Annotated in this window: 13 protein-coding genes; 4 read left to right on the forward strand and 9 right to left on the reverse strand. The window is 44.0% G+C overall.

What is annotated here, in order from left to right:
* Positions 1-7: 7 nt before the first annotated feature.
* Positions 8-664: a DUF4271 domain-containing protein gene (locus tag ACPD8L_RS12585; RefSeq protein ID WP_423943638.1), complete on the reverse strand. Its 657-nt coding sequence runs from the start codon at positions 662-664 to the stop codon at positions 8-10.
* Positions 661-2322, reverse strand: coding sequence for an ArnT family glycosyltransferase (locus ACPD8L_RS12590; RefSeq protein ID WP_423943640.1), 1662 nt, complete (start codon positions 2320-2322; stop codon positions 661-663). Before ACPD8L_RS12590 ends, ACPD8L_RS12585 begins: the two co-directional genes overlap by 4 nt.
* Positions 2323-2441: 119 nt before the next feature.
* Here ACPD8L_RS12590 and ACPD8L_RS12595 point away from each other — a divergent pair, with 119 nt between their 5' ends.
* Genes ACPD8L_RS12595 through ACPD8L_RS12605 form a run of 3 tightly spaced genes read left to right on the forward strand, consistent with a single transcriptional unit; the run spans position 2442 to position 4933 of the window.
* Positions 2442-3170 (forward strand): polyprenol monophosphomannose synthase, encoded by a 729-nt coding sequence (locus ACPD8L_RS12595; protein WP_116216346.1) that lies wholly within the window; start codon positions 2442-2444, stop codon positions 3168-3170.
* A gap of 2 nt (positions 3171-3172) precedes the next feature.
* Positions 3173-4507, forward strand: a complete 1335-nt coding sequence (locus ACPD8L_RS12600) for a dihydroorotase (RefSeq protein WP_423943642.1) — start codon at positions 3173-3175, stop codon at positions 4505-4507.
* A 3-nt stretch (positions 4508-4510) separates the two neighbouring features.
* Positions 4511-4933: a DUF4296 domain-containing protein gene (locus ACPD8L_RS12605; protein ID WP_293304210.1), complete on the forward strand. Its 423-nt coding sequence runs from the start codon at positions 4511-4513 to the stop codon at positions 4931-4933.
* Here ACPD8L_RS12605 and ACPD8L_RS12610 read toward each other — a convergent pair.
* Positions 4930-5928, reverse strand: a complete 999-nt coding sequence (locus ACPD8L_RS12610) for an NAD-dependent epimerase/dehydratase family protein (RefSeq protein WP_423943643.1) — start codon at positions 5926-5928, stop codon at positions 4930-4932. The two genes, ACPD8L_RS12605 and ACPD8L_RS12610, sit on opposite strands and share 4 nt — an antisense overlap.
* Before the next feature lie 84 nt (positions 5929-6012).
* Here ACPD8L_RS12610 and tyrS point away from each other — a divergent pair, with 84 nt between their 5' ends.
* Positions 6013-7308, forward strand: a complete 1296-nt coding sequence (gene tyrS / locus ACPD8L_RS12615; RefSeq protein WP_423943644.1) for a tyrosine--tRNA ligase — start codon at positions 6013-6015, stop codon at positions 7306-7308.
* 192 nt (positions 7309-7500) lie between these two features.
* Here tyrS and ACPD8L_RS12620 read toward each other — a convergent pair whose 3' ends face one another.
* From ACPD8L_RS12620 to ACPD8L_RS12645, 6 genes are all read right to left on the reverse strand, one after another.
* The gene (locus ACPD8L_RS12620; protein WP_421810217.1) at positions 7501-8046 is read right to left on the reverse strand and encodes a quercetin 2,3-dioxygenase; all 546 of its coding nucleotides are present in this window, start codon (positions 8044-8046) and stop codon (positions 7501-7503) included.
* Between the two features lie 114 nt (positions 8047-8160).
* Positions 8161-9147, reverse strand: coding sequence for a long-chain-fatty-acid--protein ligase (locus ACPD8L_RS12625; protein ID WP_421810216.1), 987 nt, complete (start codon positions 9145-9147; stop codon positions 8161-8163).
* A gap of 67 nt (positions 9148-9214) precedes the next feature.
* Positions 9215-9538, reverse strand: a complete 324-nt coding sequence (locus ACPD8L_RS12630) for a T9SS type A sorting domain-containing protein (protein ID WP_116216340.1) — start codon at positions 9536-9538, stop codon at positions 9215-9217.
* 144 nt (positions 9539-9682) lie between these two features.
* A complete protein-coding gene (locus ACPD8L_RS12635) occupies positions 9683-9991 on the reverse strand; it encodes a T9SS type A sorting domain-containing protein (RefSeq protein WP_116216339.1) in 309 nt (102 codons plus the stop codon).
* Between the two features lie 154 nt (positions 9992-10145).
* Positions 10146-12383 carry a beta strand repeat-containing protein gene (locus tag ACPD8L_RS12640; RefSeq protein ID WP_423943647.1) on the reverse strand — a complete coding sequence of 746 codons (2238 nt, stop codon included), beginning with the start codon at positions 12381-12383 and terminating at the stop codon, positions 10146-10148.
* Between the two features lie 64 nt (positions 12384-12447).
* Complete coding sequence (locus ACPD8L_RS12645) at positions 12448-15282, reverse strand: TonB-dependent receptor domain-containing protein (protein WP_293304222.1); 2835 nt, start codon at positions 15280-15282, stop codon at positions 12448-12450.
* Between the last annotated feature and the right edge of the window lie 138 nt (positions 15283-15420).

Below are 15420 nucleotides of genomic sequence, written 5' to 3' on the forward strand. Positions count from 1 at the left end.
AAGCTTTTCAATCTTTTAGATAGCTTCCAATTATCACCAAGGGCGCAATTTCGAGTGCGCAAAGGTACAAAATAAAATAGACAAAATACGGAAACACAGCTTTTTGATAGTTCTTCAATAGCTTTACGATTCCTATGCCATTTATAAGAAGAATTAAGATTATGGCCGTATAAACTATGGTTTTTGAGTCTTTTAGAATATAAATTAAAATGATGTTGGCCACACACAATACAAGGCTTCCATAATTGAAATAGGAGGTTTTGCTAAAAACCAAACCTGATACAAGTTCTTGGGTATTAAAGGCATAGGCCTTTAAAAATTGGACGCCGAATTTTAGCAATTGGAACAGGGCCAAGCAACCCATAAGCACAAAGAAGACCGTCAGGGGATTGCCTTCGGGCATGGCGTTAAAGATGCTTAGGGCAATAAACACAAAGAGAGAAAGATTTACCAATTGAAACAGGGTAAGCAAAATGTGGAACCAGTTTAAGAGTTGGCCCTTTTTGTTGTGCAAGAGCACATATTTGTCATTGAACGGTAAAATCACAAAATTAAAAAACTTGCTGTGGTACAAGTACTTTCCCAAGGCAAGGATCAGTAGGCCAACGAACAATGCAATCGTCATCCAATCCAAAGAATTTATAGTCTTCTCTATGGGAATCATTCTAGGATTTTTATGGGTTTTCCATTTAAACCGGGAGGCAAACCATGTTCTGATATACCAATCCTAAAATACACCGGGTTGTCCATTGTTTTTGGCAAAGGAAGTTCAAAGGTATACAAAGCGGTGTCCTTTGTTTTTAGCATGGCACGGTCTGGATAAAGGTTGCCCACTTTTAAAGGGAGCATTTCCTTCACCTGTTTGTATGCGTTGGAATACGAAATGGTATAGGTTAACTCTTCAAGGGGAATATCAAACGGGTAGGGGTTGTACACCTTTAAGGTGTGCTCTATCCCAGTTTCCGGTTTTTGCACAATACATTCCAACTTTCGATAAGGCTGAAAATTTTCCATGAAAACCCCGTAAAAAACCGTGCTGTCCGGTTGTGTGTATTGGATATCCCCACTTTTCCTGTACTTACTTACATAGACCACCTTTTTGCCCCTTACCTTTTCTTCGGAATCGTCTATGGAATATTGGTTCTTTCGATACATGAAATTGTTCAACGAAATGGCAGGTATCCCGGTATTGAATTGGTATATGGGCGCAAGCCGGTATGAATTTTCAAAGATAATGGGAGCATCTTCTGCCTTGGCATGGAGCTCCTCCACCCAACCTTCATTGGCATGGGTCTCATACAACATGGGAAACAGGGGCTTGTATACTAGCCAAGCCCTGGCATAAAGCAATAGAACCACACTCACCAAGCCTATTCTGTACATCCATTTTCTGCTTTTTGCATTTTCCAGCAGATGGTCAAAGGCAATAATCGCCAATGGAATGGAAATGACAATGGCCCATTGGGCCTGTACCCGCCTATTAAAGCTCGATATGAAAAAGAAAATTATAATTCCGTAGACGAGATATACCAAAGCCTTGGAAAAGGTATCTGTGACCTTGAATTTAAAAAAGGAGGCGTAAACCCAATAAAACAACAGACCAATAATGACGATGAGGTTTAAAAAATATCCCAAGGTAAACCCTTCAAAGGAATAGGCTTGATTGGGGCGTTCGTACAGATGAAAAGTAATGGATACAAAATCGTTTTGATACAACCAGACAAAATGCGGGATGTAACAGATCAATGCCAAGACCACGGCCAACCAAGCCTTTGGGTTAAAAATAAGCTTGACATTGGAAAGGAATACGAACAGAATCACCAATACCGCATGGTACTTGCTGTACATTAAGGCCGCCATGACCAGACCCAGAAGAACCGTCGTCAAAATAGAAGGGTCTTTCAGAAATCGTTTGTACAACCAGAGGAACATGGCCGTGAAAAACAAGAGAGGTGTATCCGGAAGGGTCAAAAAACCATAGGCGTTCATCAAGGTAAAGGAGAATACCAATAGAAAAAAGTGAACCACATAGTCCTTCTTTTTGGGGTTATCGATCAGTAGCCATAATAAGATATATGTGCCAACGGATAAGATACAGCTCATAAAACGGACCCCAAGCTCCCCATCAAAAAATAGGCTCCCCATCTTTATCAAAAAAGCCACCATGGGCGGATGGTCAAAATATCCCCACGACAGGTTTTGGGCGTAGTACCAATAGTAAGCCTCATCGTAAATAAGTTCCGTAAAATATCCTTGAACAAGATTTAAGACAAAAACTACAGACAGCAGTGCAAGAAAAAGTTTAGGAAACTTTTGGGTCATTAAATGGATTTTTGATGGGCAAAGTTACAAATATTGGTGAACAGGCGATGTAGGCTTAGGTGCAACAAGTTGCATTGGCAAACAAGAAAACCGTATTTTTGAGCTCTAATTGATTTCGAATGGCGGACGGCTTGGTGATTATACCCACTTTCAACGAGATTGAAAATATTGAGGCCATTGCAAAAACGGTTTTTGACCTTAAGAAGGATTTCCATGTTCTAGTAGTGGATGATAATTCCCCCGATGGTACGGCCCAGGCAGTTAGATCTTTACAAGAAGAGTACCCCAATAGGTTGTTCTTGGAGGTCCGCAAGGAAAAGTCTGGTCTGGGAACGGCATATATCCACGGATTTAAATGGGCCTTGGAGCGGGATTATGAATATATTTTTGAGATGGATGCCGATTTTTCGCATCGTCCTGCCGACTTGTCCCGCCTTCACCGCGCTTGTCTCAACGGAGCCGATGTGGCCGTGGGTTCCCGATATAAAAAGGGGGTGAATGTGGTCAACTGGCCACTTTTTAGGATCCTGTTGTCCTATGGGGCATCGTTCTATGTGAAATTCATTACCGGGATGAAGGTCCACGACCCTACGGCAGGGTTCATCTGCTACAAACGGGAAGTGTTGGAAAAAATCAAGTTGGACAACGTCAGGTTCATCGGGTATGCCTTTCAGATTGAGATGAAATACAGGGCTTACCTCCAAAAGTTCAAAATAGAGGAGGTGTCCATCATTTTTACCGATAGGGTCAATGGGAAGTCAAAAATGAATTCCGCCATCATCCGGGAAGCTATATTTGGGGTCATTGCCATGAAATTTAGAAGCCTTTTTTTCAGAAAGAACTTTTAGGAATGTCAAAAACACTATTGAAAAATGCCAAGGTGGTCAATGAGGACCACATTTTTGAAACCGATTTGCTGTTGGAAGGGGACTTTATTGTGCGCATTGATCCGGACATTTCGGATGCCAATGCCCAAGTCGTGGACTTGAAGGGAGATTTGTTGTTGCCGGGCATCATAGACGATCAGGTGCACTTTAGGGAGCCGGGCCTTACCCATAAGGGTACCATTGCCACGGAGAGCCGGGCAGCCATAGCAGGGGGTATCACCACCTTTATGGAGCAGCCCAATACCAATCCACAGACCACTACCCTCGAAAAATTGGAGGAGAAGTTTGCCATGGCCTCCACCGATGCCTATGCCAACTATTCGTTTCTGTTTGGGGGTACCAACGATAATTTGGAGGAACTGAAGCGACTGGATAAGAACGCTTGTTCCGGGGTGAAGCTTTTCTTGGGCTCCTCTACTGGAAATATGTTGGTGGATGACGAGGCGGTGTTGGAAAAAATCTTTAGCAATACGGAAATGGTGATTTCGGCCCATTGTGAGGATGAAGGGACCATTAGGGCCAATATGGCCAAATATCAAGATATGTATGGGGACAATATCCCTGTGGAGTTCCATCCCATAATTAGAAGTGCCGAAGCCTGTTACCTTTCGTCTTCCAAAGCCATAGCCTTGGCAAAACGAACGGGCGCCCGTTTGCATGTTTTTCATGTTTCCACGGGAATTGAAACGGATTTGTTCACAAATGCGATTCCTTTGGAAGAAAAGAAGATTACCGCCGAGGTTTGTATCCACCATTTATGGTTTTCCGATGAGGACTATGCCAAAAAAGGTACCCTGATCAAGTGGAATCCTGCGGTGAAGACCAAAAACGACCGGGAAAAACTTTGGGAGGCCCTTTTGGATGATAGGATAGACGTTGTGGCCACCGATCATGCACCCCATACCTTGGAAGAGAAACAAAATCCCTATACCAAGGCCCCATCTGGTGGACCGTTGGTGCAACATGCCTTGTTGGCCATGCTGCAAAAGGAGCAAGAAGGCAAGATCAGTTTGGAGAAACTGGTGGAAAAAATGTGCCATAACCCCGCAAAGCTCTTTGATATTGATAGGAGAGGCTTTGTGCGCGAAGGCCATTATGCCGATTTGGTACAGGTAACCCGTAATTCACAAAACGAGGTTAAAAAAGCCAATATTTTCTATAAATGTGGTTGGTCTCCCTTTGAAGGGGTTACTTTTGGTTCCGAAGTGGCGCGTACCTTTGTGAATGGGCACTTGGCCTATGATTATGGGGTTTTTTCCGAAAAGAAAAACGCCAAAAGACTCACGTTTAACCGATAGGGCATGGGAAAGTTTGTTTTGTTCTTGATGGGAATCTTAATCCTCTCCTGTGGCGAAAAGGTGGTGGAAAAACCGGAAAACCTTATCCCAAAAGAGAAGATGGCCGATATTCTACATGACTTGGCCCTCATGAACGCCGCTAAATCGGCCTTTAGCAAGACATTTGATGAGAATGGCATTGAAATCATGGATTTTATCTACAAAAAATATCAAATAGATAGTGTCCAATTTGTGGAGAGCGATCTCTATTATGCCTCAATCCCTTTGGAATACCAATCCATCTACGAAGATGTGGAGGCCAGGATAAACGAACGCAAAAACTTGATGGATAAAAACACCAAGAAAAGGAACGATAGCATCAGAAAGGCCCAAGAGAAACGGAGGGACTCCATTAAGAGCGCGAAGGACAGCCTCGTAGACCCCTAATCAGGGAATTTGGAACAACAAAAATCAATTGCGGTATCCAAGTCCTCAAAGTCAAAATCAAGTACTTCCTTTAACTTTTGATGGCTGTAAATGTCTTGATGTCTTAATCCTTTTACCATGGCTTTGGTGAGTCTCCGCCTTTTCCCCAATACAGAGCTTCGCAGCCCATCCAAGCGCCACATAAGCTCCAACATCCAAAAGGATATTTTTTTTGTCGGAGGGGAGACCCCTAATTTTGGAGCAATTTTATGGAACAGTTCCCCATATGATAAATTTTCACTGACCAAAATGAACCGTTCTCCATTAATATTGGATTCCATCAGGGTTTGCATGGCCTTGACCACATCATTGATGGATACAAAACCGGTGCCGCCGGGAATATAGTTGGTTTTGCCTTTGGCTGCATACGTGAAAAAGCTTCCACTCCCAGATTTCCAAAATCCTGGTCCAATGACTACGCCAGGGTTTACAATGACTATTTTTAGGCCTTCTTGGGAGGCTCGCCAAACCTCCAGCTCGGCATCATGCTTGGTAATTCCGTATACCGAAGCATTGGTGTTGCTCCATTCATTGTCCTCAGTCACTTCCTTGTCCATTTTGGAAGAACCTATAGCGGCTATGGAACTTACATGGCAAAGCTTTTTTACGCCATGCTTGAGGCTTAAGTTTACGATGTTAGCCGTTCCCTCTACGTTGGTCATGACCAAGGTTTTGTACATTTTGGGATCAAAGGAAATCAAGGCAGCACAATGATATACTTGTTCAACTCCATGAAACAGCTGGTCCAAGTCGCCAATATTGGTAATATCTGCCCGTACCCACTGTATTTTTTCCAATAGTTTTTCTGGTTGGTCCGAGTAATAACCAAACACCTTGGATACTTTTTGGAGCGCATCCGTGCTTCTATAGTTGGCTCTCACCGCTTTTCCATTTTTCACCAAGCGGAAGAGTAGGTGCGAACCTATCAATCCAGTGCCTCCTGTTACCAATATCATATGATAAAAGTACCTATTTGTACTGAATTTATTGAGGGAAGTGGCAACTTCATTTTATATTTGCAGCTATTCAAAAAGTTGACCATGGAGAAGAATTTTGTTCAGGAACTGCAGTGGAGAGGAATGATACACGATGTAATGCCTGGTGCCGAGGAGCATCTTATGGAAGCTATGCGTGCCGCTTATGTGGGGATAGACCCCACAGCGGATTCGTTGCATATTGGGCACTTGGTGGGAGTAATGATGCTGAAACATTTTCAATTGGCGGGCCATAAACCCTATGCCCTTGTGGGCGGTGCCACGGGAATGATAGGGGATCCCTCCGGAAAATCGGCCGAACGGAATTTATTGGATGAAGAAACGCTTCGACACAACCAAGAGGCCATAAAAGGTCAGTTGAGCCGCTTTTTGGACTTTGAAAGCAATGTGCCCAATGCTGCAGTATTGGTGAACAATTACGACTGGATGAAGGATTTCTCATTCCTGGAGTTTATCCGCGATGTGGGAAAGCATATCACCGTTAACTACATGATGGCCAAGGATTCGGTTAAAAAGCGACTTTCGGCAGATGCCAAGGAAGGGATGTCTTTTACTGAATTTACCTATCAATTGGTTCAGGGGTACGACTTTTTACATCTATACAAAGCCCATGACTGTACCCTTCAAATGGGAGGGAGTGACCAGTGGGGCAACATTACCACGGGTACCGAACTGATCAGACGAATAGGGAACGGAAAAGGTTACGCCCTTACCTGTCCTTTGATCACCAAGGCAGATGGAACCAAATTTGGCAAGACCGAAGGTGGAAATGTTTGGTTGGATGCAGAACGAACCTCACCCTACAAGTTTTACCAGTATTGGTTGAACACTTCGGATGAGGATGCCGAAAAGTATATCAAGATATTCACGTTCCTGAGTCAACAGGAGATAGAAGACCTGGTAGCGGCCCATAAGGAAGCACCCCATTTAAGGGAACTTCAAAAGAAGCTGGCGGAAGAGGTCACCACCATGGTGCATTCCAAGGAAGATTTGGACAATGCCATAAAGGCCAGTGCCATTCTCTTTGGTAAATCCACTTCCGAAGATCTAAAGCAATTGAACGAAAAGACCTTTTTGGATGTCTTTGAAGGAGTTCCCCAAGCGCAAATAGCAAGAGAGGAGATAACTCCCGGTCTGGATATGATTGGAGCCTTGGCCGCAAAAACCGGATTTTTGGGATCCAATGGCGAAGCACGGAGGGAGTTAAAACAGAATTCAATTTCGGTGAATAAGGAGAAGGTTAAGGAAGATTACCTGATCACTGATACCGATTTGATAAACAACAAGTTTGTCCTGCTACAGAGGGGTAAAAAGAACTACTTTGTGTTGGTAGTAGAATAAAAGTTATGGGACCGTCATTCTGAATTTATTTCAGAATCCTATGATGTGGATTATGTATTTCGGGATGAGAACCTGAAACAAGTTCAGGTTGACGAAAACCATACTGTTGTGATGCTCCAAAGGGGCAAGAAAAATTACTTTGTTCTGGTAGTGGAATAAATAACAAGGGCCATCTTAAGATGGCCCTTGTTATTAGGCGATGAAGGAAATTCCGTAACGGCCACAGATTTCACTCACTTTGGCAAAGTCCGGTGGTCCTGGGGGCAGTTTCCCCAATTCTTCGAACATATGCTCCAGTCCGGCTGGAAAAACACTTAAAATGGTTCGACAATCTTGATTACCCACTACTTTCCAAGTATGGGGCACATTTTTTGGGGCAAAAGCAAGGTCACCTGCCTTTAAAATGGTGGTTTGTTCCCCAACTGTAACCTCAAGTTCTCCATCCAAAACTTTAAAGATTTCATCTTCGTTGGTATGTACATGTGGTGGGATCATGGTGCCGGGAGGATTCACTTCCTCAATCAATGTGAACATGCCATTGGTGTCATCCCCGGTCAATTTAAAGGTTTGTTGATCTCCAATGACATTCACTTTTTTACCTTCATTGCTGCGAACAATTTTTGGTGTCAAGGGATTGACTTCTTTGTCCAATTCTTTCGAAAAATGGGCCAAAGAGGGCAATGATGTCAATGCCGCAACCGAAAGAGCACCTCTTTTTAAAAAAGCATTTCTATCCATAATAGTAGTTTGTTGATTACCCTTTAAGATATGTAAAAAACACAAAATGAGCGGATTAAATATACAAATCGTGTTGTTTAGTGTGTGGATTGAAAGAATTTGTCCTATACAGCCTTAAAGTGCCATTAAATTACACCCCCGTATGTCTGAATTATCAAACCTACCCAGAATTTCAAAAGATCCATTGGCATAGGTTTTTCCCAAGTCCTGTGTAGCAATGAAGGAGCAGGAATGGATGTTGGCCAGATCAATAAGGTTTATGCCGCCTGTTTTTCCATGGGATTGAAGGCTCAAGGGGTCTTCCGTGTCGCGGGTCAGGACTTTCATCCATGGTGGAGTCCTGAAAATGCCGTTGCCTTGGGAATAGGCTTGGGACAAAAGTTCCGTCATGCCATATTCTGAATGTATGTTGGGAACCCCAAAGGCACTTTTTAAGATGTCGTGCAGTTCGGCGCGAATCAATTCCTTACGACGCCCTTTCATTCCACCAGTTTCCATAATGGTGGTATGTTTTAAGGGTATGGGAAATTGCTCGGCCAAATCCAGCAAGGCAAAAGAGACGCCGATCAATAAGGTTTTGGAGCCAGAAGCCTCCTGTGCTTTCAGTTTTTGATGGAGGTCTTGAAGATTGTACAGATAAAATCCACTGTTGGGATGTTGTGAACGGGATACCAGCTCATTGACCATGTAGACCAAAGATGATCCGGAGCGCTCCAAATAAGAAGGTAATAGGGCCAGAACACATAATTCTTCCACAGGGCCATAAAACAAGGTAAAGGCTTCCATGAAGCTACGTTCATATAAGCTTAGGTTGGCCACATAATGTTTACTTGTTGTGTTTTGGGTGGTACCACTGCTCTCAAAAATGGCCTCTGGTTTCTTTGGGGTGGAGACAACGGTTTTCAATTTGAAAAACTCAATGGGCAAAAATGGGATCTCCAACGGGTGGGCAACATTGGAAGGGCTTTTTCCCAAGTGATCGCAATACGTTCCATAAATGGCATTGGCGCTGTACTGAAAACGGAATATTTCCATGGCCAAGGAATCAAATTCGTTGGAATTTTGGATGGAAAATAGCTGTTGAATGTCCGTGTTGTCCATTGGGCCGTAAAAGTACCCAAAAATAAAAAAGCCCCACCGTAAGAGTGGGGCTTTTAAGATATGTTTTTTACTTCACGACCAGCTTTCGGGTCATGGTCTTTTTCTGTTCGGTCACTTGGAGCACGTAGACTCCAGGTACCAGTCGGGAGATGTCCAAGGTATTGGTGGTTATCCGATCGGTTAGGACAACCTCACCAAAAACATCGAATACCTTTATCTGTTTGGTTCCATTGGATTCGGTAGTGATGTACACTTCTTCGCCATAAGCAGGATTGGGGTACATTTTAAAACCCGTAAGCTCTTGTAGGGGCTCAGTGTTTACACTGACCAACTCTTGACCGTAGGTGAATATAGGTAAAGCCATAATGAGAACAAAGTAGAGTTTCTTCATGAATGCTGATTTGGGGTCTATGCAATGTAAAAGTATGTAAATCAGTAGGGAAGGGCCACAAAATGTTGTGAAATGGGAGTTTCTGTAGGTAAAAGGATAAAAGTTGTGGTTTATGGTGCCTTTAATGTGGCGAAAAAGCCCAAACTACTTGACAATAAGCTTTCTGGTGGCCACTTTGTTGTTTTCCAAAACCCGTAAAATATAAACACCTTTGCCCAAACGGGAAATATTGAGTTCCTTGCCCAAAATGGTGGTTTGGAGCACTTGTGTGCCCAATACATCAAAAATGTAAATCTGTTTGGGGGAATTGTCCTTTGTCTCTATAAAAACCTTGCCTTGGGTCACGGGATTTGGATACAGCTTAAACCCATCAATATCCGAACTTGAGGTAGTTTCTTGCGAAAAACCAAGCGTACAGACAAAAAAGAAAATGACAAGGTAAAAGTGCTTCATAAAGTATTGATAACAAAGGCTGTGCCACAAATATAAAAAAATATGTCCGCGATGGTGGGGCCGTTCAACGAATTGTATTTCTTTTTTCGATGAAATGCAAAAAAAGAGCCCCACGATCGTGGGGCTCTTAATATAATATAGAAAATCTATGTGATTATTCAATACCTACAGTCCAACCTGCAGCCCAATCGGGTTCACCAGCACCGTTACCAGCACCAGTATTGTCACCTACAGTATAGAAATCCTGGTTTGCACCAGCATAGTTGGTGTTTACAAGTCCCATGGCAGGAGCATCAAACTGGATTGGGGTAATGGATAGTGCATCTGCCTCAATACGAACCGCGGCTTCGGCATCCGTGCCAGTTACATTTACACCCAAATCAACACCACTGGTGTAGAAATTGGTGATAGTAAAGTTACCACCTCCTTCTTTGAAGAACAATGCACCTTCAGTAACAGGACCAACTACAGTGATGTTGCTCAAAGTGGTAGTGGTCACAGGAGTGGCATCACCATCATCACCATTATTGGAACCTTCAATACCAGCTTTGGCACCACCGGCAATATACCAGTTGCTACCGTTACCGGTCCATCCGTCAGCAAAGTCAATGGAATCATCACCACTGCCTATGGATACCAAGTAGTTTCCGTTTACAGTACCACCGAAGAACTCGATACCATCATCACCACCGTTGTAAGACTGAACATACTCGAAAGTAGTTCCGGAACCAACACCGAACAAAGAAACCCCGTTGAATTCTTTTTCATTGGAGAAAGTGGCACCAGTATACTCCACTCTAAGGTAGGTAATAGAACCAGAGTCATCATCGGAAGTGTTTCCACCATAAGTAAGGTCACCTACTTCAGAAAGGACATTGTCCCCTTTGTTGGTAGGGGCATCACCGGCAATAACCAACCCACCCCAATCACCTTGTGCGGGAGTTTCGCTGGAAGAAGTCATTACTACAGGAGCAGCGGCAGTACCGTTGATAAAGATCTGTGCACCTCTTTCAACACCAATGAATGCAGCCGTACCGCCAGAGGCTTTGATAGTAGTACCGGCAGGAATGGTCAAAGAACCACCAGCTTTAACGATCAATCCGCTGGTTAAGAAGTATTCTACAGAAGCGCTCAATTCCACATCACCAGTGATTTCACCGGCCAAGTTTTCGCTTGAGGAAGCGCTGTTTTCCAAACCTGTGGTCCAGCCAGCAGCCCAATCAGGGGATGCGGCACCGTTACCAGCGCCTGTGGCAACACCTTCAGTGTAGAATGCTTGGTTAAGACCAGTATAATCTGTTGCCTCGAAACCGGTTGCAGGATCGGCAAACTGAATGTTGGTGATGGCCAAATCGCCATTTTCTATACGCGTGGCGGCAGGAGTATCGCCATCGGTTACATGAATGGCAAGGTCAATATCAGAGGCATAAAAGTTATCGATGGTAAAGTTACCACCACCTTCTTTAAAGAAGAGGGCACCTTCGGTAACAGGGCCCACCACGGTAATATTGCTCAAGGTAGTTGTGGTCACAGGAGTGGCATCACCGTTGTCACCGTTGTTGGAACCTTCAATACCGGCTTTGGCACCAGCGGCAATGTACCAGTTGCTACCAGAACCTGTCCATCCATCAGCAAAGTCGATGGAGTCATCACCACTTCCGATGGACACCAAGTAGTTGCCATCTACAGTACCACCGAAGAACTCGATACCGTCATCACCACCGTTGAAAGACTGAACGTACTCGAAAGTAGTCCCAGAACCAACACCGAACAAAGAAACTCCGTTGAACTCTTTGTCATTGGAGAATGTGGCACCAGTATATTCAACACGTAGGTAAGTAATGGAACCAGAATCGTCATCGGCAGTAGAACCACCATAGGTAAGGTCACCTACTTCAGAAAGTACGTCTTCACCTTTGTTGGTAGGGGCATCACCGGCAATTACCAATCCACCCCAATCACCTTGTGCCGGGCTAGTAGCATCTGAAGTCATGATAACAGGAGCGGCAGCAGTACCGTTGATGAAAATCTGGGCACCTCTTTCAACACCAATGAAAGCAGCAGTACCTCCAGAAGCCTTGATGGTTGTACCGGCAGGAATGGTCAACGAGGCACCTGCTTTTACAATGTAAGAACCTGTTAGGGTATATTCTTTGGAAGCATCCAATTCGGTGTCTTCGGTTACTTCGCCTGAAAGTTCAACGGGCGGCTCAACGCAGGCAGTACAAGATCCCCCGCAGTCAACTCCGGTTTCATCCCCATTTTGAATACCATCCGAACAGGTGGCTACTGGGTCTGGATCGGGAGCAGGGCCATTGTCGTCGCTCATGCAAGAGACCACCAAAGCCGCTGCAGCGAAGCTTAGGACAAATTTTAAAAGTGATTTTTTCATAGTTGAGGTTTTAGATTTAAATATTCAGATTAATATTCATTTTAAAGGTTGAAATTCAGTATGATTAGAATTTATAGGTCAAGGATAGACTAAAGTCAACCCCTTTTTTATATGATAAAGCGGTCACTGGACCATTTTCCAAAAAGCCAGGAATGGCTGGGTTTTCGGTATCCAAATCCCCTTCAGCGTTCTCGTTTACCCTTTCAACGGTTGGGTTTAGGAGGTTTCTCATGTTCAGTCCAATGCCAAAGTGGTCCCCAAGTTCAACTGCGGTAATCCAATCAAGGGTCACAAAACCTTTGTCTACCAAATGCCCTCTACCGGTACTTCCCAAAGCGTAAATACGGTCAGAGAAATAGTTGGCCGCAACTGTAGATCTCAGGTTTCTATTCTCGGAAAACTCCGTGTAGTAACTGGCATCGAGATTGAAAATAAAGTCAGATGCTCCTTGCAGTGGCGCTTTGGTATTGGTGAACGCAGCGGCAAACATGGTTTCTTCCGAAACTTTTTGGTAGTCCAATTCTTGATTGGTGTTCAAGTAGGAAACGTTACCACCAATGGATAGCCTGTCGGTCAATATACTTTCGGCGGTTTCCCTTTCGTTTTCTATGACGTCCAGTTTTACTTCCAACTCAGCACCAAAGGCCGTGGCATGGTCGCCGGTATTGGCATAACTTAAATTGTTGGCGGCCGATACGATCAAGAAAGTGTTGATGGGGTTTTCAATATACTTCCCAAATACGGCAAAGGATACCAATTCGCTTGAAGAAGGGAACAATTCCCATCGAAGGTCAAAGTTGTAATTGGTGGAGTTCTGTAAGGCAGGGTTACCTTGTGTATCTTGGTTGATTTCTTCCTGGAAAAGGAAGGGTGCCCGTTCCTTGAATTGTGGTAACGTATAGGTCTTACTGGCCGCAAATCTTAGGTTTTGCTTTTCGTTCAACTCATATTTGAATGCTAGCGAAGGCAAGAACTCAAAGGTGTCCAATTCGCTGCTGTCATCGCCTTGGATAACGGTACTCCAGTCAATGTTCTGGGTGATTTGCTCACCCCTTGCGCCGGCAAACAGGGTGAATTTTGGAGAGAACTTGTATTCCAAGGTCAAATATCCTGCATGGATCTGCTGTTCCCCACCATAGGTCTGTGGATCAAGGGCTCCTTCCGTGGAAGCTGTTCCCCTAAAAGTCCGTATTTGCCAAAAACCGGAGTTGGGACCATATTCATCAAAATACGCATCGATGTTGTATGGGTCAACGAAGGGTTGGTTGGCCACGTTCAATATTTGGTAGTTGAACTGGGTGGCATCAAAAGCAACATTTTTTAAGCGACCGTTGTATCCCACAGTAAGTTTTCCGTCAAATCCGTCATCCTCATTTTTCTTGAATTTGAAGGAAGTTGAAATATTTGCAGAGACTTCTTCTTCTTGGAGCTCTTGGAAAAACCTATGGTTAGCTGAGGCAGCGGAAACCAATCTAAAGGATTTAGGTCCTTCGGGATCGTTGTTGGAGTAAGGTAAAAGAATATTTTGACGACGGTCTGGAATCAGGTTCTGTACATAGTTGTACCCTAGGCCCCAGTTCACTTCAAATTTTTCACTTACATCGTGGCTTCCCAACAATTGGTTCACCGCAAGCAAGGTCTTTTCAAAAGTATTCCGTTGGATGAAGCCTCCTCCGTTGGGCGCATCATCTTCCCTGTCCAAAATACCGTAGAACTCCTCATGTTTTTGCTCGGTATTGTTGAGCAATAAATAGTTGTATCGAATATCATGGGCACTGCCTAAACGAAGCCCAATGTTCCCCATAAGGGTAGTGGCCGTTTTGTAGCTGTATTTTTGATAATCAAAGTCAGAATTGGGCAATCCGGTCCCCAAGTTGGGGGCACCTCGGTTCACACCTTCCCTATAAGAGTTTCCATTGCTGAATGAACCAACGGCAAAGAAGCTCAATTTGGAGTTTTCACCAATATTGAAGGAATCTCCTCCTTTAAGCGAAATATTGGAATTGATGGGTGTACTCTTGCTTTCGCGATCCCAACTGGTGTCAAAATTGTTGTTGAAGGCCCCACTAGGGATGGATTTGTCATAAAATCCGGTAAAATTTGGCCCGTCGAACAAGTAAAAATCATCCACACCAATGGCTTCGGTATTGACTCCTGAACCTACACCAAGTTCCATGAAACCGGAACCGGTATAGTTGCGGGATACAATATTGATGTTCGCCCCACCAAAGTCACCATAGTTTTGTGCATTATAGGTCTTGTCTATTCCTATGGATTCAATGATGCTGGTGCCAAACAAGCTCAAGTCAATGTTCTTTTTGGCGGTGTTGTTGGAAGGCAATGGAAGCCCGTTGAGGGTAGTGATGTTAAATCGATCTCCCAAACCTCTTACATAAACATTGTTGGAACCTTCTTCCCGGGAAATCCCAGTAACTTTGGTGACGGCCGTAGCGGCATCACTGGCCCCTTTTCTGGCCAATTCCTGGGCTCCAATGGAAGTTTCCAAGGTAATGGCTCTCTTTTGGTCCAAAAGCAATGCAATTTCTGAATCCTTTCGGGCAACGGTGGTCACTACAACTTCGTCCAAGGCCAATCCGGAAGATGCGCTCATGGGAACGTTTACACTGGTTACCTTACCAGCGATTACTTCCACATTTGGAATTTCAACAGTTTCATAGCCCAAATAGCTATAGGTCAATGTGTAAATTCCGGGCTCAACGCTTGGAATCTCATAGAGGCCATCAAAATCTGAAGTGGTACCCATTGTGGTACCTTTAATAAGTACATTTGCAAAGGCCAAAGGCTCGTCATTGAGCTCTTTGTCGGTCAGCTTACCCACTATACTTCCTGTGGTTTGCTGCGCTACTACTTGCATGGTGCATGCAAGCGTAAAAATCATTAAAAAATATTTCATTATCAGCTAAGTATTTGGCGCAAAGAACGCCACGGCCTGTAAAAGCGATGTTAGCTGTATGTTAAGTGTTTATTGGAAAACTGTTACAATAATGTTAGGGGATTAAATCAACGTTAAGCATTT

Source organism: Flagellimonas algicida (assembly GCF_049629585.1).
Classification (GTDB): Bacteria; Bacteroidota; Bacteroidia; order Flavobacteriales; family Flavobacteriaceae; genus Flagellimonas.